Source organism: Streptomyces sp. GESEQ-35, assembly GCF_017948485.1.
Classification (GTDB): domain Bacteria; phylum Actinomycetota; class Actinomycetes; order Streptomycetales; family Streptomycetaceae; genus Streptomyces.
In genome coordinates this window covers 39,246-62,534 of record NZ_JAFFSX010000038.1, presented here as the reverse complement: position 1 = coordinate 62,534, position 23,289 = coordinate 39,246, and the positions used below count along the sequence as shown (strand labels likewise).

Below are 23,289 nucleotides of genomic sequence, written 5' to 3'. Positions count from 1 at the left end.
CCCTCACGTACGATTCCACCACGATCTTACTTAGGTAAGCCTAACCTAAAGCCGAGAAGGGGCACAGCGTGACCGCCGAGATCTACCGCGACGCCTGGGGAATCCCGCATCTGCGAGCGGACGGCGTGCGCGAACTCGCCCGTGCCCAGGGCCGCGTCACCGCACTCGACCGGGCCTGGCAGCTGGAGGTCGAACGGCACCGTGCTCAGGGCACCTCCGCGTCCTTCCTCGGCGCCGGCGCCCTGCCCTGGGACCTGTTGGCGAGACGGGCCCGTCTGGACGACACCGCGAGACGGTGCTTCGACGCGCTGGACTCGGAGACGGCGGACTGGGTGCGGGCGTACGTCGACGGAGTCAACGAGGGTCTCGCCGAAGGAGCCCGACGCGCCCCGGAGTTCGCCCGCGCCGGCGTGAGCGCAGCGCCCCGAAGGGGCGCGGGCAGTATCGATATGCGGCTCCGCCGCGCGGGCGCGAGCAGCCACGACGGCGCCGCAGCGGACCGACGGCCTGTCCCGGCGACTTCAGCGGAGCGTATGGCTCCTGGCCGCTGGGAGCCCTGGACGCCCCTCGCCGTCTGGCTCGCCGTCCATATCCTGTTCGCCGGGTTCCCGGCCAAGCTCTGGCGCGAGCAGGTCGTCCGGCATCTCGGCGAGGACGCGGTCGGGCTGTTCGCCGCGGACGGGCCCGGCACCTCCGGCAGCAACGGCTGGCTGGTGAGCGGCGGGCGGACCACGACCGGTGCCGCCGTCATCGCCGGCGACCCGCACCGCTTCATCGAGGATCCCGGCATCTACCAGCAGATCCATCTCTCCTGCCCCGAGTTCGACGTCGTCGGCCTCGCCGTCCCCGGCGTCCCCGGCATCGCCCACTTCGGCCACACCGGCACGGTCGCCTGGGCCATCACCAACGCGATGGCCGACTATCACGACCTCTACCGGGAGCGGCTGCGGCGGACGGGCGCGGGCGTGGAGGCGCTCGGCCCGGACGGCAACTGGACGCGGGCTCCCATGCACACGGAGGTCATCGAGGTCGCGGGCGAGGAGCCGGTCCGGGTCGAGGTGATCGAGACCGAGCGCGGACCGGTGATCATCGGCGGCCCCGAGGGTCTCGACGACGGGACGCTCGAAGCTGTCAGCCTCCGCTACCCGCCCCGCATCGCCGGCGACCTCGGCTTCGACGCCCTCCTCCCCCTCCTCCGTGCCCGCCGGGTCGACGACGTGGACCGGGCCTTCGACCGCTGGGCCGAGCCCGTGAACGTCGTGCTGGCCGCCGACACCGAGGGCGGCCTGCTGCACCGGGTGGCCGGGAAGGTGCCGCTGCGCGACACCGCCAACCGCACCCGCCTCGTGCCCGCCTGGGAGCCCGGTCACGAGTGGCAGGGCTGGCACGAGATGCCGTACGGAGAACTCACCGACGGCACGGCGGTGATGGCGAACCAGCGCGGCCCGTCCACGCCTCTCGGTGTCGAGTTCGCCCCGCCGCACCGCGCCGACCGCATCACCGCCCTCCTCGGGGAGAAGAAGGAGTGGGCGGCGGGGGACATGTCCGCGATCCACATGGACACCCGTCTCGGCTCCGCCGCACCCCTGCTGGACCACCTCGCCGCCCTCGACGACCTGACCCCCGAGGCCGCCGCGCTGCGGGACCGTCTGCTGGGCTGGGACCGGCGGATGGACGCGGGCAGCACGGAGGCGGCCGTCTTTGCGGCGGTGCGCGCGGCCGTCGTACGGCATCTCGCCGAGCACCCCGCGTTCGCCGCACTCGCCGTCCCGCCGGCCTATCCGGAGGTCTTCCTCCCCTGGCTGGCCCTCGTCCCGCGTATCGGCTTCGCCCTCGAACACCTGCTGCGCGCCGAGGAGTTGTACGGCATCGACCGCCCCGCGACCGTACGCGCGGCCGTCGAGGAAGTCGCCGCGGAGCCGCCGGGCAGCTGGGGGGAGTCCCATCGGCTGGCTCCTTGGCGGGCGCTGCCCGACACGTCGTACGACGAACCGGGCCTGTCCGGCGATCACGACTGTGTGCTGTGCACCTCCGCCGTGCCCGGCGTCACCGATCTGGCCGCGCGGGGGCCGGCCGCCCGCTATGTGTGGGATCTGGCCCGCCGAGAGGACAGCCGCTGGGTCGTGCCGTTCGGTGCCTGGGGGATGCCGGGCTCGGCCCACCACCGTGACCAGCTCCCGCTGTGGACCAGGGGCGATCTCGTCCCGGTCGTCACCGACTTCGACCGACTCACCAGGGAAACCGATGTCTGACACCTACGCCCCCACCCGTGCGGCCGTCCACGAGCAGCCGGTCGACGGCCTCGGAACCATCCGCGTGCTGCCGCTGGACGCGCAGGCCGACGCCGGGGTGGTGCACGGCTGGGTGAGCGAGGAGCGGGCCTCCTTCTGGGGCATGAACGGCCTCACCCGGAACCAGGTGGCCGAGACCTACGCCCACATGGACACGCTCGACACCCATCACGCCTTCCTGGTGGTCTGCGACGCGGAACCGGTCGCGCTGCTCCAGACGTACGAGCCGGAGGCGGACCGGGTCAGCGAGTGCTACCGGGCCGAGCCCGGCGACATCGGCGTGCATCTGCTGCTCGCGCCCGCCGGAACGCACGGCGCGCGGCCCGGCTGGAGCGCGGCGCTGCTCGGCGCCCTCGTCTCGTACGTGCTGCTCGGTCTGGACCGGCACCGGGTCGTGGTCGATCCCGACGTGCGCAACGAGAAGGCGGTCGCCCGCTTCTTCAAGCAGGGGTTCACGGCCGGACCCGTCGTCGTGCTGCCCGAGATCGACCTCCCTGACGTGTATCTGCCCGAGAAGCATGCCCAACTGGCCTTCCTCACCCGGGAGGTAGCCTTCCGCGAGTGACCCCTGACGACCTCATCGCCCACTACGGACTGGAGCCCATACCGCGTGAGGGCGGGCTGTACCGGCAGACCTGGGCCGGGCCCGAGCGGGCGGACGGGCGGCCCGACGGCACGGCCATAGTCGCCCTGCTGACGGCCGCACCGGACGGCTTCTCGGCCCTGCACCGGCTGCCCACCGACGAGGTCTGGCACTTCTATCGGGGCGATCCACTCCAGTTGCTGCTGCTCGCCCCGGACGGCACCTCGCGGACGGTCGTCATGGGGCCGGACATACTCGGCGGGCAGCATCCGCAGTTCACCGTCCCGGCCCGTACGTGGATGGGCGCGCGCGTGGCCGCGGGCGGCGCGTGGGCCCTCTTCGGCTGCACCATGGCGCCCGGCTTCACCTACGAGGGCTACGAACACGGGGACGTGGCCGACCTCACGGCGCGCTACCCGGCCGAGGCCGCCCGGATCGTGGAACTGTGCCGTCCATGACTCTGCTGGAGGGACAGACCGCCCTTGTCACGGGCGCGGGCGGCGGCATCGGACGCGGGATCGCGCTGCGCTTCGCCGAGGAGGGAGCGGCGGTCGCGCTGCACTGCCGTACGGCGGTGGAGGAGGCGCGTGCGGTGGCGTACCGGATCGAGGAGCTGGGCCGGCGGGCCGTCGTACTGCAAGGCGACCTGTCCGACGCGGACGAGTGCCGGCGGGTCGTGCGCGAGGCCGCCGAGTGGGCCGGCGGGGTGCTGACCGCGCTGGTCAACAACGCGGGCGTACAGCCGACGCAGCCGCTGCCAGGGATGACGGCGGAGGAGTGGCGGGCGGTCGTGGACACCAATCTGTCGAGTGTGTTCGCGTGTACGCAGGCGGCCGCGGAGATCATGCGGGAGGCCGGGGGCGGGAGCGTGACGCACATCGCCTCCATCGAGGCCCACCGGCCGGCTCCGCTGCACGCGCACTACTCCGTGTCCAAGGCGGGTGTCGTCATGCACGCACGGGCCGCGGCCCTGGAGTACGGGCCGTTCGGGATCCGCGTCAACACCGTCTCGCCCGGGCTGATCGACCGGGAAGGGCTCGCGGAGGACTGGCCGGAGGGGGTGGGGCGATGGGAACGCGCGGCGCCCGCCGGACGGCTCGGGCGGCCGGAGGACGTCGGCGACGCCTGCGTGTTCCTGGCGTCCCCCCTCGCGTCCTGGATCACCGGGCACGACCTCGTCGTGGACGGAGGAGTGTCCGCTCGGCCGACCTGGTGAGCATCGAGCCCTTCGTATACGTACGTATCGGAGTGGCCGAGAAGTTAGCGGAAGACGCGGAAGACGGAGATCCGAATTGGTCCGAAGGCGAGGAGTTCAAGGGCTGGTGCTGCTATGCACCGTGCTGGTCCTGCTCGTCCTCGGCGGCGCGGGAACGGCGTCGGCGCATGCCGCACTCCGCTCCACCGACCCAGCCGACGGAACCGTCCTCAAGTCAGCCCCCGGTGAACTCACCCTGACCTTCACGGAGTCCGTGGGCCTGCTCGACGACTCCGTTCGCATCCTGGACCCCACCGGCCACCGGCTGCGCCTCGACGAGGCGGAGCATGTGCCGGGCGGTTCGGACGCGGTACGGGTGAGCCTGCCCGCGAAGCTCGACACCGGGACGTTCACGGTGGCGTGGCGGGTGGTGTCGGCGGACAGCCACCCGGTGTCCGGCGCCTTCACCTTCTCCGTGGGCAAGCCCTCCGCGACGACCGGGACGGTGGACACCGGCCCGGTCGAGGACCCGGCGACCGGCACCCTCTGGGACATCGCCCGCTACCTCGCCTATCTCGCCGGTGTCCTGCTCATCGGCACGGCGGTGTTCGTCGCGGTCTGCCGCCCGCCGCACCCCGAGCGCCTGGACAAGCTCCTGTGGGCGGCATGGTGGACCCTGCTCGGCGCCACCCTTGTCCTGCTGGTGCTGCGCGCCCCGTACGAGGCGGGCACAGGACCGGCGACCGCCTTCGACGCCGCCGCGCTGGGCGAGACGATGACCGGCCGGCCGGGTGCGCTGCTGCTGGCGCGGCTGGGGCTGCTGGCGGCCGCGGCGGTCCTGCTGCGCAGGCGCATCCCGGTGGTGCCGGGAGCCGTACTCGCGGCCGGCCTCGCGCTGACCTGGGCGGCGGCCGAGCATGCGTCCGCCGGGATCCAGGTGCCGGTGGCGATCACCTCGTCCGCGTTGCATCTGCTGGCGACGGCGGTGTGGCTGGGCGGACTCGTGGCCCTGCTCCTGACCCTGCGCGGCCCGGCATCGGCCCTGACGGTCGCCCGCTTCTCCCGGCTCGCCTTCGCCTCCGTGACCGTCCTGGTCGTCACCGGCGTCTACCAGTCCTGGCGCGGGCTGGGCTCCTGGAACGCCTTCACCGACACGTCGTACGGGCAGATCCTGATCGCCAAGCTGGTCGCGGTCGTGTTGCTGCTGGCGGCGGCGGGATACTCGCGGCGGTGGACGGCGAGGGCCATCACGACGGAGGCCATCACGACGGACGCGGAGCAGGCCGTACGGGAACGGGTGCCGGCCGGCGGCCCGTCCCTTCCGGAACCGCCGCCGCCCGCCCCACCGGCCGCACCTGATCAGCGAGCCCTGCGCCGGTCCGTGCTGGCCGAAGTCGGCGTCGCCGCCGTGGTGCTGCTGATCACGACCGTGCTCACCGGGACGCTGCCCGGCCGCGCGGAGACCGAGGCGGCGCAGGCGGGCGCGCTGCCCGCCGCGTCCGTCACGACCGTCCCCTTCGAGGTCGGCACCGTGGGTGCGAAGGGCAAGGTGCAGATCACCCTCGACCCGGGCCGCACCGGCGACAACACCGTCGAGGCCGTCGTCTACGGCGCCGACGGCGGCCTGGCCGTCGTCCCCGAACTCCGTCTCTCCTTCACCCTCCCCGCCCAGGACATCGGTCCGCTCGACACCGAGCTGACGGACAAGGGCGGCTACTGGGGGAACGGTTCGTTCACCCTGCCGGTGGCCGGGGAGTGGACGATGAAGGTGACGGTCAGAGTGTCCGAGATCGACCAGGTGAGTGAGGAGCGGACGGTGCGGATCGAGGAGTGAGAGGCCCGGTGCTATGCCGTGAGCTTCTTCGACTTCTCGACCGCGGCGGCGAGGCGTTCGACGACGGGGGCGAAGCCGGCGTAGCTGAAGCGCTCCTCCATCGACCAGGGGGTGGTCTGGCCGGCCTTGACCGCGGGGAGTTGGCGCCAGGTGGCCTTCTCGGCGAGCTGGTCGGGGGTCATCGCGCTGGAGCGGTTGTCGACCATGATGAGATCGGCGTCGTACTTGTCGATGTTCTCCCAGCTGAGGAACTCCCAGAAGCCCCACTCGTCGGACTTCTCGCCCTCGACGAAGTCCACGCCGAGGTCCTTGAAGTAGTTCAGGTCGGCGTAGGAGTCGGGCACGGCGACGTAGAAGTTCTCGCTGTCGCCGGTGATCGCCATGACCTTGAGACCGTCGCCCGCCCGAGCGGCACCGCGCAGGGTCTCGACGGCACGTTCGAAGCGGGCCTTGGCGTCGATGACCTTCTTGGCGCTCAGGTCGGCGCCGAGGGATTCCGCCAGTTCGGCCGTGCGCTTCAGCGGGTTCAGCAGCGAGGTGCGGGCGATGCTGATGCCGACGGTCGGTGCGAGAGCCTCGATCTTCTTCTTGCTCTCCTCGGGGACGAACCACAGATCCGGCGCCGGGAACATGTTGCTGATCAGCAGTTGGGGCTGGAGGGCGGCGTACTTCTCGACGTTGAACTGGCCCCAGGCGGTGCCAAGGCTGGTCAGCTCGGCCACGTCCATGTCACCGGCCTGCGGGTTGGGCTTGCCATCGAGCGGCTCGGTGGGGCCGAAGACACCCGTGCACTTGACGCCGTAGTCGTAGAGCGCGGCGGCGGTGCTGACGAACGCGACGATCGTCTCCGGCTTCGCGTCGGTGCTGACCGTCCGGCCGCGGTCGTCCTTGAACGACCAGGGTCCGCCACTCTTGCTCGCCTCGGCGTCCTCCGCCTTCGATGCGCCACTGCCGCAGGCGGCGAGCAGCGGACCGAGGGCGAGCGCCCCGCCGGCCACGAGCAGACGACGACGGGACGGGCCGGGGGCGGAGGCGGCGGAGCGGGGGTTCGCAGCGGTCATGAGAGGGCTTCTTTCCAGCCGTACGGCAAATTTAGGTAAAGCTAACCTAAGTGTCTTCTTTGTGGGTAGCCGTCGGCGCGAGAGTGCGTCGGGTGGCGCCGCTTGGCGTCATCTGATGCCATCCGGTGCCATTCGGTGCTCGAAAAGTCGCGTGAGTGAGTGTGGCGCCACAATGACTCCGCGCGCCCTTCATGCGTTTCCACAGGTCAGTGACGTCCTCTCAAGTTCACCCGGCGTGAAGTGCCGCCATCGCTTGCACATGTCGCCATAGTGGTGCCATGATGGCGTCATGGACCTCACCCCGTATGTCGACACTCTCCGCCGCGAACTCGCGGTGGCCGCCGAAGCCGGCGGCGACGAAGCCCGCGAGCTGGCCCAGCGGCTCACCGCTCCCCTGGAGTCGGCGACCCGGCTGACCATGCTCAACGTGCTCTCCGCCGCGATGGACGAGATCACCCGTGAACTCGCCCCCGGCTCGGTCGACGTACGGCTGCGCGGGCTCGACCCCGACTTCGTGGTGACGCTGCCGCCCACCGACGGCGGTGCCTCCATGGAGCCGACCGCACCCGTCGAATCGTTCATGACCTCGGCGCCGGCCGACGGCGACGAGGGCGGCACCGCCCGCGTCAACCTGCGTCTGCCGGCCCACCTCAAGGCCCGCGCCGAAGAGGCCGCGAGCCGCGAGGGCCTGTCGGTCAACGCGTGGCTGGTGCGGGCCGTGTCGGCCGCGGTCGACGGCGGCACCCGGCCGCGTACGACGGAAAAGGCCCAGACCGTCGGACAGAGCTTCACGGGCTGGGTGCGCTAGCCGCGCCCACCGGCCCGCGCCCCAAGAAGGACTGAGCACAGCACCCACACCACGTCCCACCAGCGGGGACGCCCTGAAGACCCAAGAGGACGGGACAGCCATGCCTACTTTCGACACCCCCGAACCGATCTCGGTCACCGCGAACGTGGAGGCCGGTTCCATCCAGTTCACCGCGAGCGACCGCCTCGACACGGTCGTCGAGTTGCGGCCCCGCGACCCGAAGAGGGAGCTGGACGTACGGGCGACCGAGCAGACCGAGGTCACGTACGCGGGCGGCGCACTGACCGTCAGGACACCCAAGGGCAATCTGTTCGGCCTCGGCCGCACCGGCACCGTCGACGTGACCGTCGAACTGCCCACGGACTCGCGCATCGACATGACCGGCGCCTGGGCCCAGGTGCTCGGCGAGGGCCGGCTCGGCGAGGTCCGCGTGAAGATCTCGGCCGGCGACGCCCGCTTCGACACGACCGGCCCGCTGAAGCTGACCGCGTCGCACGGCTCGATCACCGTGGACCGGGTCGAGGGCACGGCCGAGATCACCACCAGCTCCGGCAGCCTGCGTGTCGGCCTCGTCGACGGCCCCGCCGTCCTGAAGAACTCGCACGGCACCACGACCGTCGGCGCCGCGACCGGCGAGCTGCGGGTGAGCGGCGCCAACGGTGACATCGAGATCCGGCGCGCCGAGGACTCGGTCACCGCCACCACCGCCCACGGCACCCTGCGCGTGGACGAAGTGGCCCGCGGCACCGTCCAGTTGGAGACCAACTTCGGCGCCATCGACGTCGGCGTCCGCGAGGGCACGGCCGCCTGGCTCGACGTCAACTCGGGCTCCGGCCAGGTGCGCAACACGCTCACCGCGTCCGAGACCCCGGAGCAGACCGAGGACACCGTCAAGATCCGCGCCCGCACCCGGCACGGCAACATCGACGTCCGCCGCGCCAAGGCCTGACCCCACCGGAGCCGGTCTCGATCCCCCTACTTCCCCAGTGACTTCAGCCTTCTAACGGGAGGGCCCCATGCCTTCATCTGTCATGCCCACGTCCAGTCAGGGCGACGGTCGCCCGTCACCGGCCGCCGTCTCCGCCGTCGGTCTGCGCAAGTCGTACGGCGACAAGACCGTCCTCGACGGCATCGACCTCACCATCCCGGCCGGCTCGGTGTTCGCGCTGCTCGGGCCGAACGGCGCCGGCAAGACCACCGCCGTGAAGATCCTCTCCACGCTCATCACCGCCGACGGCGGACAGGCCCAGGTCGCCGGCCACGACATCGCCACCTCCCCGGACGGGGTGCGCGGCGCGATCGGCGTCACGGGACAGTTCTCCGCCGTCGACGGCCTGATCACCGGCGAGGAGAACATGCTCCTCATGGCGGACCTGCACCTGCTGCCCAAGAGCGAGGGGCGGCGGGTCACCGCCGAACTGCTGGAGCGGTTCGACCTCACCGAGGCCGCCAAGAAGCCCGCCTCCACCTACTCCGGCGGCATGAAGCGCCGCCTGGACATCGCCATGACCCTGGTCGGCAGCCCCCGGATCATCTTCCTGGACGAGCCGACCACCGGCCTCGACCCGCGCAGCCGCCACAACATGTGGGGCATCATCCGCGAGCTCGTCTCCGACGGGGTGACCGTCTTCCTCACCACCCAGTACCTGGAAGAGGCCGACGAACTCGCCGACCGCATCGCCGTCCTCAACGACGGCAGGATCGCCGCCGAGGGAAGCGCGGAGGAGCTGAAGCGGATGATCCCCGGCGGCCATGTGCGCCTGCGCTTCTCCGACCCGGCCGCCTACCGGTCCGCCGCCTCCGCCCTGCGCGAGGTCACCCGGGACGACGAGGCACTGGCATTGCAACTGCCCAGCGACGGCAGCCAGCGCGAACTGCGCTCCATCCTCGACTGGCTGGACTCGGCCGGTATCGAGGCGGACGAGTTCACCGTGCACACCCCCGACCTCGACGACGTGTTCTTCGCCCTGACCGGGCCCGCCGGCATCCCCAACCAGCCCAAGGAGACCGTCCGATGAGCTCCACCCAGGCTCCCGCCCACCCGGCCCGGATCTCCCTGGCCGTGCGCAACTCGAGCACCATGCTGCGCCGCAACCTGCTGCACGCCCGGCGCTACCCGTCCATGACCCTGAACCTGCTGCTCACGCCGATCATGCTGCTCCTGCTGTTCGTCTACCTCTTCGGCGACGTGATGAGCGCGGGCATCGGCGGCGGCGGAGCCGACCGCTCCGAGTACATCGCCTATCTCGTCCCGGGCATCCTGCTGATGACCATCGGCGGCACCACGATCGGCACCGCGGTGTCGGTGTCCACGGACATGACCGAGGGCATCATCGCCCGCTTCCGCACGATGCGGATCCACCGCGGCTCCATCCTCATCGGACATGTCATCGGCAGCGTGCTCCAGTGCGTGCTGAGCGTGGTCTTCGTCGGCGCCGTCGGTGTGGCCATCGGCTTCCGCTCCACCGACGCCACCGTCCTGGAGTGGGTCGCGGGCTTCGCCCTGCTCGTCCTGTTCGCCCTGGCGCTCACCTGGATCGCGGTCGGCATGGGCCTGGTCAGCCCGAACGCCGAAGCGGCCAGCAACAACGCGATGCCGCTGATCTTCCTGCCCCTCATCTCCAGCGCCTTCGTCCCGGTCGACGCGATGCCGGGCTGGTTCCAGCCGATCGCCGAGTACCAGCCGTTCACCCCGACCATCGAGACCCTGCGCGGCCTGCTCCTCGGCACCGAGATCGGCCACAACTGGTGGATCTCCATCGCCTGGTGCCTGGGCCTCGCCGTACTCGGCTACTTCTGGTCCAAGGCGTCCTTCAACCGCGACCCGAAGTAGACGAACACCTCAGGGCCGAACCACTTTCGTGGTCCGGCCCTGAGAACTGAGCGTTAATTCTCGGCTAACTCTTCTACAACCTTCCGTCGCATGCGTCCGTCTGGTTAACGCAGGGTTATTCAGGGGTTGATGAAGAGGAGCTCAGAACGTGACTGTGCGTTCCTTTGCCCGGCGGATGCGACCGCGAGTCGAGCGGAAGGCCGCCGAAAGGGTGTGGCAGCTGCGCACCATGCGGCGGCGCCGCATGGCGGCGGTCACAGATCCGGAGCTCCGCCCGGTGGCCGTGCGCGGCCAGCGGCTCTACGGACGGGTCGTGACCCGGTTCAGCGCTGCCGAGGCCGCCGCCGCCAACCTCGGCCTGGTCGTCGCCGCGCTGGAGCAGGAAGGTATCCCCTACTTCCTGGTACCGGTCTCCCGTACACGCCACACGGTCGGCATGAACGCCGTAGACCGGGAGCGCTTCCTCACCACCCTCGAGGCGCAGAACGCGGGGAAGGCGGTGTTCATCGGCAGACCGCTGCCCGGCGGAAGGCTCAAGCACCCCGCACTGTTCATGGACGGTGTACTGCCGACCCCACTGCGTACGGCCCCCGCACTGCGGATCGGGGAGAACCACCTCGGGCCCTCGGGCCAGCTGCTCGCCGGGCCGGAACTCGCCTGCGACGTCGAGTTCTGGGAAGACGGGGCAGAGCTCCTCGCCTCCGACGACGGACCTCGCCGACTGGCCAAGGTGCAGCCGCAGGCGTCCGAGGACGTCTTCGCCGATTCCCTCGTCGCGCCGCGGAACAACGGCATCACGGACGTACTTCCGGCGTCCGAGCAGAAGCCGGCCACGGTGCAGGTCGGCGACCGGGAGCTGCCGAGCTTCGTCCCGCTCACCCTGCCGACCGTGAACGACGTGACCTTCCCCGTCGATGTCGTCTACACCTGGGTGGACGGCGAGCAGCCGGAGATGCGCGCCAAGCGGGCCCGGTACCAGGAGCACGGCACCGCCGAGATCCTGGACAAGGAGACCAACGCCTCCCGCTACACCAGCCATGACGAGCTGAAGTACTCGCTGCGCTCGCTCGCGATGTACGCCGACTTCGTCCGGCACATCTACCTCGTGACCGACGGCCAGAAGCCGCACTGGCTCGACGCCCGGGCCCCGGGGATCACGGTCGTCGACCACCGCGACATCTTCCCCGAGGGCGTCCTGCCGGTGTTCAACTCCCACGCGATCGAGACCCGCCTGCACCACATCCCGGGCCTGTCGGACCACTACCTCTACTTCAACGACGACGTGTTCGTCGGCCGCCGGGTCACCGCCGAGCACTTCTTCCACGGCAGCGGTCTGATGAAGATCCCGGTGTCCCCGCTCAAGATCGGCGTCGGCAAGCCGCACGCCGAGGAGACGGCCACCAACTCCGCGAGCAAGAACGTCCGTCGGCTGCTGCTGGAGAAGTTCGGGCGGATGACGACGAACAACTTCATGCACACCCCGCTGCCGCAGCAGCGAGAGACACTGCGGGCGCTGGAGGAGCTCTTCTCGGAGGACATCCGCCGCACCACGGCGTCCCGCTTCCGCGCGCCGCAGGACATCGCCCTGACGGCCCCGCTGCTCTACCAGTACGCGCTGACGACCGGCCGCGGCGTGCCGGGGAAGTACAGCTTCCGGTACGTGAACATCAGCCGTCCGGACGCCGAGGTGCGCCTGCGCGACCTGCGCCGCAACCGCCGCTTCGACTTCTTCTGCCTCAACGACGTCGACGTACCGCCCGAGGAACGAGAGCAGGTGGGCGTCCGCATGAACGAGTTCCTGGAGGACTACTTCCCCTTCGCGAGCCCGTACGAGAAGCAGAAGTAACGAGGGCGGGGGGCATGGACATGGGGGGCATTGACATCCGTCAGCGCTTTGGACGGCCGGGGGGCATCCGAGCGGCCCGGGACTTTCTGGCGCGCCTGAGGCTCTGGCCGGCGGCCCGGCTCTGGGCGCTGCGCGCGACCAGGGCCCGACGGCGCCTGCGGGCCGCGGTCCCCGGACTGCGCAAGGTCACCTTCGGACCGATGCGGCTCTACGGCCGTACGGTCGCCGGCTACAGGGCCGTGGACGCCGTGGAAGCGGATCTGGAGCGGGTGTGCGCCCTGCTGGAAGGGCTCGGCGTCCCGTACTTCCTGGTCCCCGCCGACCACGGGCACAGTGCGCCGCGGCACGTCATCGGCGTCGACGAGACCTACCGTGACGCGGTCCTCTCCCGGGCCGCCCAGCGCTTCGCCGGCACCGTCGGGTATGTCGGCGCCGTCGGACCGGACGGCACCGTGACGAACGCGGCACTGTGGACCGACGGGAAGCTGCCGCGGGCGCTGCGGCGGGCCGGGGTGCTCCGCACGGGCGTGGTGCGCCTCGGCCCGAATGGTCAGGTCCTCACCGGCCTGGAAACGGGCTGCGACATCGAATTCTGGCGTCACGGCCAGGACCTCGGCACCGCCCCGGATCCCTCCTGGCTCACCGTGCCCGGCAGCCGGTTACCGGACGTCATCGGCCCGGCGCTCGTCGCTCCGCGCCGCAACTCCGTGTCCGAAGTGCTCCCGGCGGCGGCGCAGCGTCCTGCGGCGGTCGCGGTCCGCCACCGCAACGTACCGACGTTCGCTCCGTTCGCCGAGCCGGGCATCGACGAGGTGCGCTTCCCCGTCGACGCCGTGTACACCTGGGTCGACGGGGACGACCCGGCGATGGCCTCGAAGCGCCGCGCCCATCAGGCGCTCTCCGACAACGTCATCGCTCCGCGCGAGACCGGTGCCTCCCGCTACACCAGCCATGACGAACTGAAGTACGCACTGCGCTCGTTGGAGATGTACGCCGGGTTCGTCCGGCACGTCTACCTCGTGACCGACTCCCAGATCCCCGCCTGGCTGGACCCGGACGCGGAGGGCCTGACCGTGGTCGACCACCGGGACATCCTCCCGGCCGACGCGCTCCCCGTCTTCAACTCGCACGCGATAGAGAGCAGGCTGCATCACATCCCGGGCCTGTCGGAGCACTACCTCTACTTCAACGACGACGTTTTCATCAATCGCCCGGTACGGGCCGAGCACTTCTTCCACGGCAACGGCATCGCCCGCATCCCCCTGTCCCCGCTGAAACTCGGAGTCGGCGCTCCACACCCACTCGAACCGGCCCCGAACTCCGCGGGCAAGAACGCCCGCGAGGTGATCAGACGCTTCCACGGCAGACACATCACCAACAAGTCGTTGCACACCCCGCATCCCCAACTGCTGTCGGTCATGCGGGAGATGGAGAGCCTCGGAATCGAGGAACTGGAGCGGACCTCCTATTCGCGCTTCCGCTCCACCTCCGACGTCGCTCCGGCGTCCACACTCCACCACCACTGGGCGATCGCCACCGGCCGGGCCGTCCCGGCCGACTACCGCTTCCGCTATGTGCAACTGGGCACCCTCGACATGCGGCGGCGCCTGGCCCGCCTCGCCACCGGCGAGGACATCGACTTCTTCTGTCTCAACGACGTGGACACCGCCCCGGCGGCCAGACCGGCGGCCCAGCTCGCCATCGACGCCTTCCTGAACCGCAAGTACCCGTTTCCGAGCCGCTTCGAAGGGCCGCCCCGGCCCACCTCCCGCCCGCTCCCGCCGCTCACAGCGCGTCTCCGGCGGCAGCCGACGCGGAAGGAAGCACAGCTTCGCGACTGAGACCGCACACGTCGAAGGGCCCAACCAGAACTGCAACCATCGCCCGCCTATCGGGCAGGTGGCGATGAGCCCGGCGGCTGCCGCCTGGTTTCGTCCAGGTCGATAACCGTCCGGCTCACGAGTGCCTCGCTGATATCAAAGGTGGGGTCAAGTAAATCTCGTGAGGTGCCCGCGGGGTGGCACGCCCGGGCACCCGGCCTTGGCCGCCGAGTCCTACGCGGGCATCACGCCGTGGATGCGGGAGAGAGTGAAGACGCGTTCCGCTTCGCGCAGGTGGCACCAGGCGTCGAGGTAGGGCGGGTCGAGTTCCAGGTCGCTGAGGGTGCGTACGGTCCGGTCGCCCGAGGTGGCGACGTACTCGACCGTGATGGCCGCACCGGCGTCGATGGCATGGGCGACCTGGCGGACGTCGCTGTACGACAGGTGCTTCGCGTATCCGGCGACGATCTCCTCGGTGTCCGTGGCGAAAGGCACCCCGCTGCCGAACGGGTCGGGTTCCGGTGCTGTCGGCGGGGCCTTGAGCAGCCGGTCGGCCAGGACGTCCGTCCCGGCGTCGGTGGGCATGTCCGAGGCGCGGGTTGCGGTGGTCCGGGGGCCGCGCCGCCCTGCGTTCCTTCGCGGGGGCGGGACGGCAGCGGCGGCCCTCTGCGGCAGGCGCTTTTCGATGCGTACCGTTCCCCCGGCGGTCTCGGCGACCGGGGCGTAGCCCGCGGCACGGAGCGCGGCGAGAGTCGCCGCGGGTGGGCTGTCGCTGACCAGGACCGTCGGGGCGAGCTGCCGCAGGGCGAGCTTGGACAGTGCGCGGTGGGCGGCGAGTTCGGCCAGGAGCGCGGGTTCGTCGCCGTGGATGACACAGGCCGCGGGGGCGATGCGCACCCGTCCGTGACCTCGTGCGGTGTCGGCGATGAGATAGGTCAGCGGCTGTGGCAGGGCCGTGGCGGAGACGGTTGCCAGGTCGGCTGCGATGTCGTCCGGGGTACGGCCGGCGTCCAGGGCCCGGCGGATACTGCCGGCACTGAAGCGCCATACCGACGCCGTGCCACTGGTCTCCCGGTCGGCCGTCGAATCCAGCAGCGCCGCGAGTCGCGTGGACGGGGTGCCGGTGACGACGGCGGTGAGGTCGGCGCCGATCCGGGCCGTCGTGGTCGCGGGGGGCAACAGCCGCCGGGCCGTGATGTCGAGCTCCTCGTCGGCGTGGGCCGCCAGGTGGGCACCGAGCGGGGACAGCGCACCCCGTGCCAGCACGCCCAGCAGTTCGCCTTCGCGGATCACGGTGCTGAACGGTGCCGTGTCCGGGGGCGAGGCGTCGTCGGCGAGCGGACGGTGCCAGGCCACGAGCGGACCCAGCTCCGAGGCGACCTTCACACGCTGTCCTGCCGGGAGCCCCGCGGCCGCTGTGAGCAGCCCGTGGCGGGCCTGCAGACAGCCGCCGCAGTCAGGCGCACCGGCGAGCGCGGGAAGCGCCTTGTTGTCCTCGTCGCGCGCCCGGGTGGGGGTGAGCGGCAGGTCCCGCCAAGCCCGGAGCAGTACGGCGAGTTGTTCTGCGGGCTCCTGCTCGGCCCAGGCGTCGTACGCCTCGGTGGGAGGTACGCGATCGCCGTCGCGGGCCAGCAGTCCGGCGGCGTACGCGGTCTCCAGGGCGATGCGTACGACGGCGTCGTCCGCTTGGGCGGCCTTGCCGAGCCGGGCCAGTTCACGCGCGCCGATCCCGCCCGACTTCAGCCGGGTCGGTGGAGCGGTCGCGCACGCCGTAAGAACGGAGGCGGCATGGGCCGCGAACGCGGTGGCGGCCACCGCGGCCTCCCGCTCCACCTCCGATGAGGTGATGGGTACCAACTGTGCGACGGGCGGCAGAGGTTCGAACGGAGCGTGCCAATCGGGGCCCCGCAGAGCCAAGGCCACCTCGACCGGCATCCGGACGGCCCCGTACCGGTGACGGTCCTGAAGCAGAAGGCCGCGGTCGAGTGCCCATCGGGCGCCCGGTTCGAGGTCGCGGTCAGGAGCCCCGAACACGACGAACAGTGACTGACGCGGCGTGGACCTGGCGCTCTGCTCAAGCACCTTCCGTGTGGCCGCCGGTGCCCCCGCCACCAACGCGGCGACCCGTTCCGCGTCACTGTGATGCTCCACCAGAGCCGCGAGCCGCTGCTGCTTGCTGCCGGGTGGCTTGATACCCAGGACCGCCAGCATGCCGCGCAGTTCCTCCGAGGTGGTGCCGGCCAGCAGCTCTTCCAGTGGGGCGTCAAGTCCCAGGGGCGTGCTCCACGCCTGCCGCAAGGGCGTAGACATGCGGAGTGCCTCGTCGCCGTCGTGCCACACGAGCGCCTGATCCGACAGCGCCTCCAGGGTCGCGTCCAGCGCGTGTACCGCCGCAGGGGATGTCGAGCCGAGCAACTCCGCGAGGCTGTCCCGGGTCGCTCGTGCTCCCAGGGCTGCCAGCGCCTCGGCGGCCTGCAAGCACGGCAGCGTGAGCTGCGGCAGGACGAGTGCCACTGACCCCGGACGTTGGAGACGGTCCGCCAGTTCCCCCACCGAGCGTGGTTCCGGAGAGGAGGCTGCGTCCTTTCGCATGGTGAGTACGCGTGCCAGGCGGGAACCGTCGAGTCCGCTCAGCCAAGTCGCAAGCGTCAATCGGGACTTCATGAGGGTGCACCTCGACAGACGGGAAACGTCATGGGCGGGCCGAAGCCGCTTCGGCGCCAAGGTCAAGGATGGCTCAGTCCTCCTGCTGGGGTCCGTCGATCAGGAGGGCTGCGCCCAGTGCCTCCGTGAGCACGTCGGGGGCGTGCGGTACGCCCGCTTCCGTTGTGAGTGGGATCGTTGCGATGCGGCGGCCGGCAGGATGCGTGGGGCGGGTCTTCCGCTTCGGCCGAGCCGCGGCTGCGGAGGTACTGGGCCTGGCTCGTCCCTGCCGGCCTGGAAGTATGTCGGCCCGGGCTCACTGATGCTTCGCGGGGACCAGCCGCAGGGCGATGACGGCGGAGACTCCGGCCATGCCCGCGGCGACGAGGAACGCGTCGTCGAAGCCGGAGGCGGTCTGGGCGCCGGTGTGGGCGGCGATACTCGTGGCGGCGGCGCTGGAGACGGCCGCGGCGCCGGCCGAGGCGCCGAACTCGTGGAAGGTACTGACGATGCCCGATGTCACCCCGGCCTCGTGGGGGGCGACCGTGGCGAGTGCGGTGGCGGACGCGACGACGAACAGGGCGCCCAGTCCCGCCGCGGCCACGCTTACGCCGGTGACCATTGCGGTGGTTCCGGACCAGAGCACCGGGACGAGGAACCCGGCGGCTGCCACAGCGAGGGCGAGCACAGCCAGCAGCCGTGCCCCCATGCGGCCGATCACGCGGCCGGCAGCAGCAGCGGCGACCATGGTCAGCAGCGCCACCGGCAAGAACAGCACGCCGGTTGTCAGAGCGCCGTGGCCCTGGTGGTTCTGGAGGTAGAAGGAGCCGAGAAAGAAGGCCCCCACCATCAGCGCCGTGGTGACGGCGATCACGAAGGTCCCCGCCACCACGGGGCGCCGGCCGAGCAGCCGCAGGTCCATCAGCGGTGTCGCCGCCCGGCGTTGCCAGAGGGCGAAGGCCGCGTAGCCGGCTGCCGCGGCGAAGGCCAGGGCCACGGTGACCAGGTCGAGCCAGCCGTGGTCACCGGCACGGATCAGGGCGTAGATGAGGGCGCCGGTCGCGGCGGCGACCAGGACGGCGCCGGGTATGTCGAGGGAGCCGGTGGCCGCGCGGGGCAGGCGGGGCAGGATCCGGGCGAGTGAGATGAGGACGGCCAGGCCAACGGGGACGTTGACGAAGAAGACCCAGGCCCAGCCCGGACCTGCCGTGATCAGCCCGCCCAGCAGCACGCCGAGGGCGGCGCCCCTCCACCGAGCGCCGACCAGATGCCCAGCGCGCGATTGCGCTCGTCACCGTCGAACAGCCGCACCACCACGGACAGAGCGGCAGGCGAGAGCATCGCGGCGCCCGCCCCCTGGGCGATTCGTGCGGCGAGCAGCAGCGGGGCGCCAGTGGCGAGCCCGGCGGCCAGCGACGCGGCGGTGAAGACGGCGAGCCCTGCCAGCACGACCCGCTTGGGGCCGAACAGGTCCGCGGCCCGGCCGCCGAGCAGCATGAGACTGCCGAACGTGAGGGCGTATCCGCTGACCACCCAGGTCAGTGCCGCGCGGCCCAGGTCCAGTTCGGAGCCCATGTCAGGCAGGGCGATCGCGACCACGGTGATGTCGAGGATCAGCATCAGCTGGGCCAGCCCGAGCAGCCCCAGCGCCGTCCAGCGCACCGGATGCACCGCATCCGGTGCGCGGGTGGTGGTTTCCGAGTCGCTCATGACGCTCACCCCTCATCACTAAGTCGTACAGTGCTGTTCACGTTATACGCCCCGGGGGTATAAGCCAAACAGTGCTGTACGATTTACCGGGGTAGGGTGGGCGCCATGGGCAGCAAGAACTCCACGACCGCCAAGCGCGCCGACGCGCTGCGCAGCATCGAGGCGATCGTGCAGGCCGCCACTGAATGCCTCGGGCGCAACCCGGAGGCGAGCCTCAGCGAGATCGCGCGGGCCGCAGGAGTGGGCCGGGTGACGCTGTATGGCCACTTCGCCTCACGGGCGGAAGTCGTCGACGCGGCGATGAGCCGCGCTCTCGACCGGGGCAACGAGGTCCTGGACACGGTCGACATGACCGGTGACCCGCGGCTCGCCCTGTCCCGGTACATCGCCGCCGGCTGGCACTTGGTGGATCAGGCTCGGGCGCTGCTCGCCGCCGCGCAGAAGGAACTCTCAGCGGGACGCATCCGCGAACTGCATGCCGGGCCCGCCGCCCGGGTCGAGGCGCTGGTCGCTCGCGGCCGCGCCGAGGGCGCCTTCCGTACGGACCTGCCGATCGCCTGGATGGTCAACGTCCTGCACACAGTCATGCACAGCGCCGCGGAGGAGATCCGCGCCGGCCGCCTCACCTCCGACCGCGCCGCCGACCACATCACGGCCACTGTGCTCGCCGCCTTCACGCCGCCGGGCAAACCGGTACCCGAGATCGGCGGCGGGGAGTAACGCCGACGGCATCGGACACCGGCTGCGGAGGAATCGGCTGTGAGTGACCTCCAGCCGCCGGAGTTTCGGGTGCCGTCCCGCCAGGAGGTGTCCGGGGTGTCGTCAAGAAAGTCCACCGCGTCGCGCCCGAACTGGGAGTAGCGCGTGTTCTGAGGAGACCCTGGTCGTTGACGGGGGTATGAAGATCAAACAGATGACCCGGGGCTATCAACGCACTGGAGGTTTCCAAGGCCGGGACTGCACAGCCGCGCATAGCAATCGAAGCCTGTGGGCCACCGGTCACGAGAGCGCACCTGCGTCCGCTGCCGGAGTGGTGAGCCTGTGACTTTGAGTGCCGTTGATGCCGAGGAGATCGACCTGCGTGCCGTGCGGGAGCGGGTCGATGCGGTGCTGGAGGACTTTCTTGGGGGAAAGGCTCGGGCGGCGGCAGGCAGGGGCCATACGCCGGAGGTGGTGGAGACCTTGCGGGGCTTCCTCGCCGCCGGCGGCAAGCGCATCCGGGCTCTGTTGTGTGTGGTGGGGTGGCATGCCGCGGGCAGGGGCGAGGATCCCGCTCGCGTCGTGCGGGTGGCAGCGTCGCTGGAGATGTTCGTGGCCTTCGCCCTCATCCACGATGACATCATGGACGACTCCATCAGCCGTCGCGGGCGCCCCGCTGTCCATCGTGCCCTTCGAGCGCGCCTGGGGAACTCCGAGCGTGCGGAGCGGCTTGGTGCGGGCGGTGCTCTCCTGGTGGGCAACCTCGCTCTGATCTGGGCACAGGAGCTGCTGCACACAGCCGGGTTGGATGCCGAGCGGTGCAGGGCGGTGCATGGCCTGTACGACGCGATGCTGGAGGAGGTGATGTACGGCCAGTACCTGGATGTCATGGGCACCGGCCGCGGCGATGACGACGTCGAGGCGGCCCTGGAGATCATCCATTACAAGACGGCCACTGCGACGGTTGAGCGCCCACTCCAGCTGGGGGCTGCCGTCGCCGGAGCGGATGCGGCCACGTTGGGCGTCTGTACGGCGCTGGGTCTTCCGCTGGGAGAGGCGTTCCAGATCAGAGATGATCTCCTGGACGTGTTCGGCAGCACGGACGGCGCCTGCGCGCCGGGCCTGGGTGATCTGCGGGAGGGCAAGCGGACCGTCCTTCTGGCCCTGGGCTTGCAAGCGGCCGACGCCGGTCAGCGGCAGCGTCTTCGCCACCTGGTGGGCCGGGCCGATCTGGATGAGGACGGAGCTGCGGAGGTGCGGACCATCCTGGAGTCGACCGGAGCCCGCGCGCGTACCGAGAAGATGATCGCCTCGCGCTATGAGCAGGTTCTGCGAGTCTTGGAGTCCGCCGGATTTCCGCCGGCGGCCTCGAACGCGCTGCACCGGCTGGCGGTGACCGCCACGCAGTACACCTCCTGAGGCTGCTTGCGTCCCACAAGCGCCTTGGACAGGCCGACAGTATGCCTCCGGCCTCGCGGATCGGCACGGGGTGCAGCTGAGCGCTGTGCCTGTCCACCGTCAGAACCTGACGCGCGCTCTGCCCGTCCCTCACCGAACGGAAGACTCTCGCGTGACCGAAACCGCCGTCCTCGCCGAACAGATCAAGGGTCGTCTCACTGCCTACGAACACCGCTTCAACACACGGTTCGAGCAGTACTTCCAGAGCCTGCACAGCACGTTGGATGCGCCGGCACTGAGTCGGTTCACGCCAGAATGCCTCGGCCTCCTGAAGGATCTGTCACTCCGCGGGGGTAAACGCCTGCGGGTCGCGTTCATCTATGAGGCGGCGCGGCTGGTGACGACCGAGCCCGTCACCGGCCTGGACGAAGCCGCGCTGAGCATCGAACTGCTACAGACACACCTGCTGGTCCACGACGACATCATCGACGACAGCCCCACCCGTCGCGGCGGCCCCTCCACCTACTACGCCTACCGTGCCAAGTTCCCCGGCGATCCGCAGGCGGCGCTAGGGCTCGCCGTACTCGCCGGTGACCTCGCGCTGGCCCTGTCCATGCAGATCCTCCTCGACTGCGAGGCTTCCCTCCCGGTGCGCCATGCCATGGTCGAGGTGCAGACCAGGGCGGCGTCCGACACGTTCCTGGGGCAGATCATCGACCTGGAAAGGGACTTCACCGACCTCCCGTCCGAGGACCTGCTGCACTGCGTTTCCGACTACAAGAGCGCCCGCTACTCGATCCTGGCGCCCATGCAGCTGGGGCTCCTGGCCGCGGGTGAGCCGCCGGCCCGTTTCGATGACCAACTGCGCCGCTACGCTTCGCTGCTCGGTATCTGCGGACAGCTGCGCGACGACTACCTGGATCTCTTCGGCGACGCGCAGACCATGGGCAAGCCCACCGGCACGGACATCCGGGACGGCAAGCGCAGTTACACGGTCAGCGCACTCCTTGCGGCCGTCAACGGACCGGAGCGCACGGTGGTGGAATCGGCGCTCGGTGACGCCTCCTGTCCCCCCGAGACCATCGCTGCCGTCCGGGAGATCGGCCAACGCTGCGGCGTTGAGCAGAAGCTGCGGGCGGACCTCCAGCGCTATGCGGAACTGGCCTCGGCCGAAGCCGCGAGCTGGCGGCCGCAGTGGCGTCAGGAGGCGGTCACCTTCTTCGAGTTGTTGCCCTTGTGGAGCGTCGAGCGAGTCCGGTAACCGGCAAGGTAAGACAGCGTCCGCTCTGTGCCATCGAGTAACGGAGCGGACCTCGGCGCGCAGCTCACTGGCTCGGGGCGGCCATCTCTTCAAGGGCCTGACGCCAGCGGGCGGGGAGGCCCTCGGCGTCCGGGAGGGCTTCGTCGATGCGGAAGCAGGCGCTCGCCACGTCCTCGTAGACGCACATGGCAACCGCCGCAGGAACACCCGGTGGGCAGCAGATGAGGGGATCCACGCGGTTCACCACTGCGTCGCCGTAGCGAAGTCGGTGGCGCAGTACGAAGGACGAGGCGCAGACAGTGAGCCGGCCAGGATCGGTACTCATCGCCACCAGACGCTGAAGCGCCCAATGCGGAAGCCGGGCGAGGGCTGTGCGGAGAACTGCCTTGTGTTGGGCGGATCTCAGGGCAGCGGTGGCCGCGCGGGTGAGCGCCAGCCGTCGGGCGAAGGGCATGTTGCCGCCCGGAAGGGCGACGCCGGTCAGGAACAGCCGGTTGCCGGGAGCCGCTACTTCGTCGGCCGTGCGGAGGTTGACGGGGACCATGACGGGGATCGGAATATCCGCGGCGCGCGGCCATCCGCTTCCGGCCCATTCCGCAATCGCGTGCGCCAGGGCGGCGAGGTAGACGTCGTTGGTACTGGCCCTGCCGGTGCGGGCTGCCGTACGCAGCCAGGCAGTGGGCACTTGGGTGAGCAGCAGGTGGCGGCGGCTGGACAGCGGCTGGGACGGAGCCTTCCACAGACCGTGCTTCCTGAAGTGGCGCAGCAGCGTCGCGGTGCTCCGCAAAATCTGCCCCGGCCGGGGCCGCGGTGCGCGCGGTACTCCTCGCGCCACGGCCGACTGATCGGGCAGCAGGGAAGACCCGAACAGACCCTCCGTCACCGCGACCAGATTGCCGCCGTCCTGCACCGCGTGGTGGGCGAGATACAGCAGCGCGAACCCGTCCGTCACATGACCGTGCAGCAGGACCATGCGCCAGGCCGGGGCTCCTTCCGGCAGAGGCTCTCGCAGCAGGCCGCGCACCGCGGCGTCCAGGGACTGCGGTTCCCTGCCCACCTGCACGGCAACGATGTGACGCTCCATGTCCGGGGTGGCGGACACCCAGTGCGCCTTCGGCCCGTCGCCGCTCAGCACGTGCGTCAGACAGGGCAGCCCGGAAAGGCATGCGGCCACGTGATCTCGCAGGTCCGCCAAGTCGGGGACGGTGCCGGTCAGGTGCAGCACCGCTCCGACGGTCGACATGGCGTCGGGGTGCTCCGCGCGCCGTTCGGTGTCGCACATGAGGAGATCAGCGGGGCTGGGACCG

The 23,289-nt window shown here is 70.6% G+C and carries 17 protein-coding genes and 1 pseudogene; 14 read left to right on the top strand and 4 right to left on the bottom strand.

What is annotated here, in order from left to right; all coding sequences use genetic code 11:
• The first annotated feature begins 68 nt into the window (after positions 1 to 68).
• From KCH87_RS44870 to KCH87_RS44850, 5 genes are all read left to right on the top strand, one after another.
• Complete coding sequence (locus tag KCH87_RS44870; RefSeq protein WP_210593731.1) at positions 69 to 2,252, top strand: penicillin acylase family protein; 2,184 nt, start codon at positions 69 to 71, stop codon at positions 2,250 to 2,252.
• Positions 2,245 to 2,856, top strand: coding sequence for a GNAT family N-acetyltransferase (locus KCH87_RS44865; RefSeq protein WP_210593730.1), 612 nt, complete (start codon positions 2,245 to 2,247; stop codon positions 2,854 to 2,856). Before KCH87_RS44870 ends, KCH87_RS44865 begins: the two co-directional genes overlap by 8 nt.
• Positions 2,853 to 3,332 (top strand): cupin domain-containing protein, encoded by a 480-nt coding sequence (locus KCH87_RS44860; protein WP_210593729.1) that lies wholly within the window; start codon positions 2,853 to 2,855, stop codon positions 3,330 to 3,332. Before KCH87_RS44865 ends, KCH87_RS44860 begins: the two co-directional genes overlap by 4 nt.
• A complete protein-coding gene (locus KCH87_RS44855) occupies positions 3,329 to 4,090 on the top strand; it encodes an SDR family NAD(P)-dependent oxidoreductase (RefSeq protein ID WP_210593728.1) in 762 nt (253 codons plus the stop codon). The genes KCH87_RS44860 and KCH87_RS44855 overlap by 4 nt, the downstream gene beginning before the upstream one ends.
• A 106-nt stretch (positions 4,091 to 4,196) precedes the next feature.
• Complete coding sequence (locus tag KCH87_RS44850; protein WP_210593727.1) at positions 4,197 to 5,903, top strand: copper resistance protein CopC; 1,707 nt, start codon at positions 4,197 to 4,199, stop codon at positions 5,901 to 5,903.
• An 11-nt stretch (positions 5,904 to 5,914) separates the two neighbouring features.
• On the opposite strand, the gene KCH87_RS44845 is transcribed toward KCH87_RS44850, so the two are convergent.
• Positions 5,915 to 6,964 (bottom strand): ABC transporter substrate-binding protein, encoded by a 1,050-nt coding sequence (locus KCH87_RS44845; protein ID WP_210593726.1) that lies wholly within the window; start codon positions 6,962 to 6,964, stop codon positions 5,915 to 5,917.
• A gap of 289 nt (positions 6,965 to 7,253) precedes the next feature.
• On the opposite strand from KCH87_RS44845, the gene KCH87_RS44840 reads away from it, so the two are divergent.
• The 6 genes from KCH87_RS44840 (at position 7,254) to KCH87_RS44815 (ending at position 14,292) form a co-directional block, all read left to right on the top strand.
• Positions 7,254 to 7,772, top strand: coding sequence for a toxin-antitoxin system HicB family antitoxin (locus tag KCH87_RS44840; RefSeq protein WP_210593725.1), 519 nt, complete (start codon positions 7,254 to 7,256; stop codon positions 7,770 to 7,772).
• 100 nt (positions 7,773 to 7,872) lie between these two features.
• Positions 7,873 to 8,721 carry a DUF4097 family beta strand repeat-containing protein gene (locus KCH87_RS44835; RefSeq protein ID WP_210593724.1) on the top strand — a complete coding sequence of 283 codons (849 nt, stop codon included), beginning with the start codon at positions 7,873 to 7,875 and terminating at the stop codon, positions 8,719 to 8,721.
• A 67-nt stretch (positions 8,722 to 8,788) separates the two neighbouring features.
• The gene (locus KCH87_RS44830) at positions 8,789 to 9,790 is read left to right on the top strand and encodes an ATP-binding cassette domain-containing protein (protein WP_247197769.1); all 1,002 of its coding nucleotides are present in this window, start codon (positions 8,789 to 8,791) and stop codon (positions 9,788 to 9,790) included.
• The gene (locus KCH87_RS44825; protein ID WP_210593723.1) at positions 9,787 to 10,605 is read left to right on the top strand and encodes an ABC transporter permease; all 819 of its coding nucleotides are present in this window, start codon (positions 9,787 to 9,789) and stop codon (positions 10,603 to 10,605) included. Before KCH87_RS44830 ends, KCH87_RS44825 begins: the two co-directional genes overlap by 4 nt.
• A gap of 148 nt (positions 10,606 to 10,753) precedes the next feature.
• Positions 10,754 to 12,451: a stealth family protein gene (locus tag KCH87_RS44820; RefSeq protein ID WP_210593722.1), complete on the top strand. Its 1,698-nt coding sequence runs from the start codon at positions 10,754 to 10,756 to the stop codon at positions 12,449 to 12,451.
• A 20-nt stretch (positions 12,452 to 12,471) separates the two neighbouring features.
• A complete protein-coding gene (locus KCH87_RS44815) occupies positions 12,472 to 14,292 on the top strand; it encodes a stealth family protein (protein WP_247197768.1) in 1,821 nt (606 codons plus the stop codon).
• Between the two features lie 213 nt (positions 14,293 to 14,505).
• On the opposite strand, the gene KCH87_RS44810 is transcribed toward KCH87_RS44815, so the two are convergent.
• A complete protein-coding gene (locus tag KCH87_RS44810; protein ID WP_210593721.1) occupies positions 14,506 to 16,935 on the bottom strand; it encodes a helicase-associated domain-containing protein in 2,430 nt (809 codons plus the stop codon).
• Positions 16,936 to 17,230: 295 nt separating this feature from the next.
• Positions 17,231 to 18,624: pseudogene (locus KCH87_RS44805) on the bottom strand (MFS transporter).
• A 105-nt stretch (positions 18,625 to 18,729) separates the two neighbouring features.
• Between KCH87_RS44805 and KCH87_RS44800 the strand changes: the two are divergent.
• From KCH87_RS44800 to KCH87_RS44790, 3 genes are all read left to right on the top strand, one after another.
• Entirely contained in the window at positions 18,730 to 19,344 is a 615-nt protein-coding gene (locus KCH87_RS44800) for a TetR/AcrR family transcriptional regulator (RefSeq protein WP_210593720.1), read from the top strand.
• A 321-nt stretch (positions 19,345 to 19,665) separates the two neighbouring features.
• Positions 19,666 to 20,742 (top strand): polyprenyl synthetase family protein, encoded by a 1,077-nt coding sequence (locus KCH87_RS44795; RefSeq protein WP_210593719.1) that lies wholly within the window; start codon positions 19,666 to 19,668, stop codon positions 20,740 to 20,742.
• A 151-nt stretch (positions 20,743 to 20,893) separates the two neighbouring features.
• Complete coding sequence (locus KCH87_RS44790) at positions 20,894 to 21,982, top strand: polyprenyl synthetase family protein (protein ID WP_210593718.1); 1,089 nt, start codon at positions 20,894 to 20,896, stop codon at positions 21,980 to 21,982.
• A 64-nt stretch (positions 21,983 to 22,046) separates the two neighbouring features.
• On the opposite strand, the gene KCH87_RS44785 is transcribed toward KCH87_RS44790, so the two are convergent.
• Positions 22,047 to 23,264 carry a wax ester/triacylglycerol synthase domain-containing protein gene (locus tag KCH87_RS44785; protein WP_210593717.1) on the bottom strand — a complete coding sequence of 406 codons (1,218 nt, stop codon included), beginning with the start codon at positions 23,262 to 23,264 and terminating at the stop codon, positions 22,047 to 22,049.
• Positions 23,265 to 23,289: the final 25 nt, after the last annotated feature.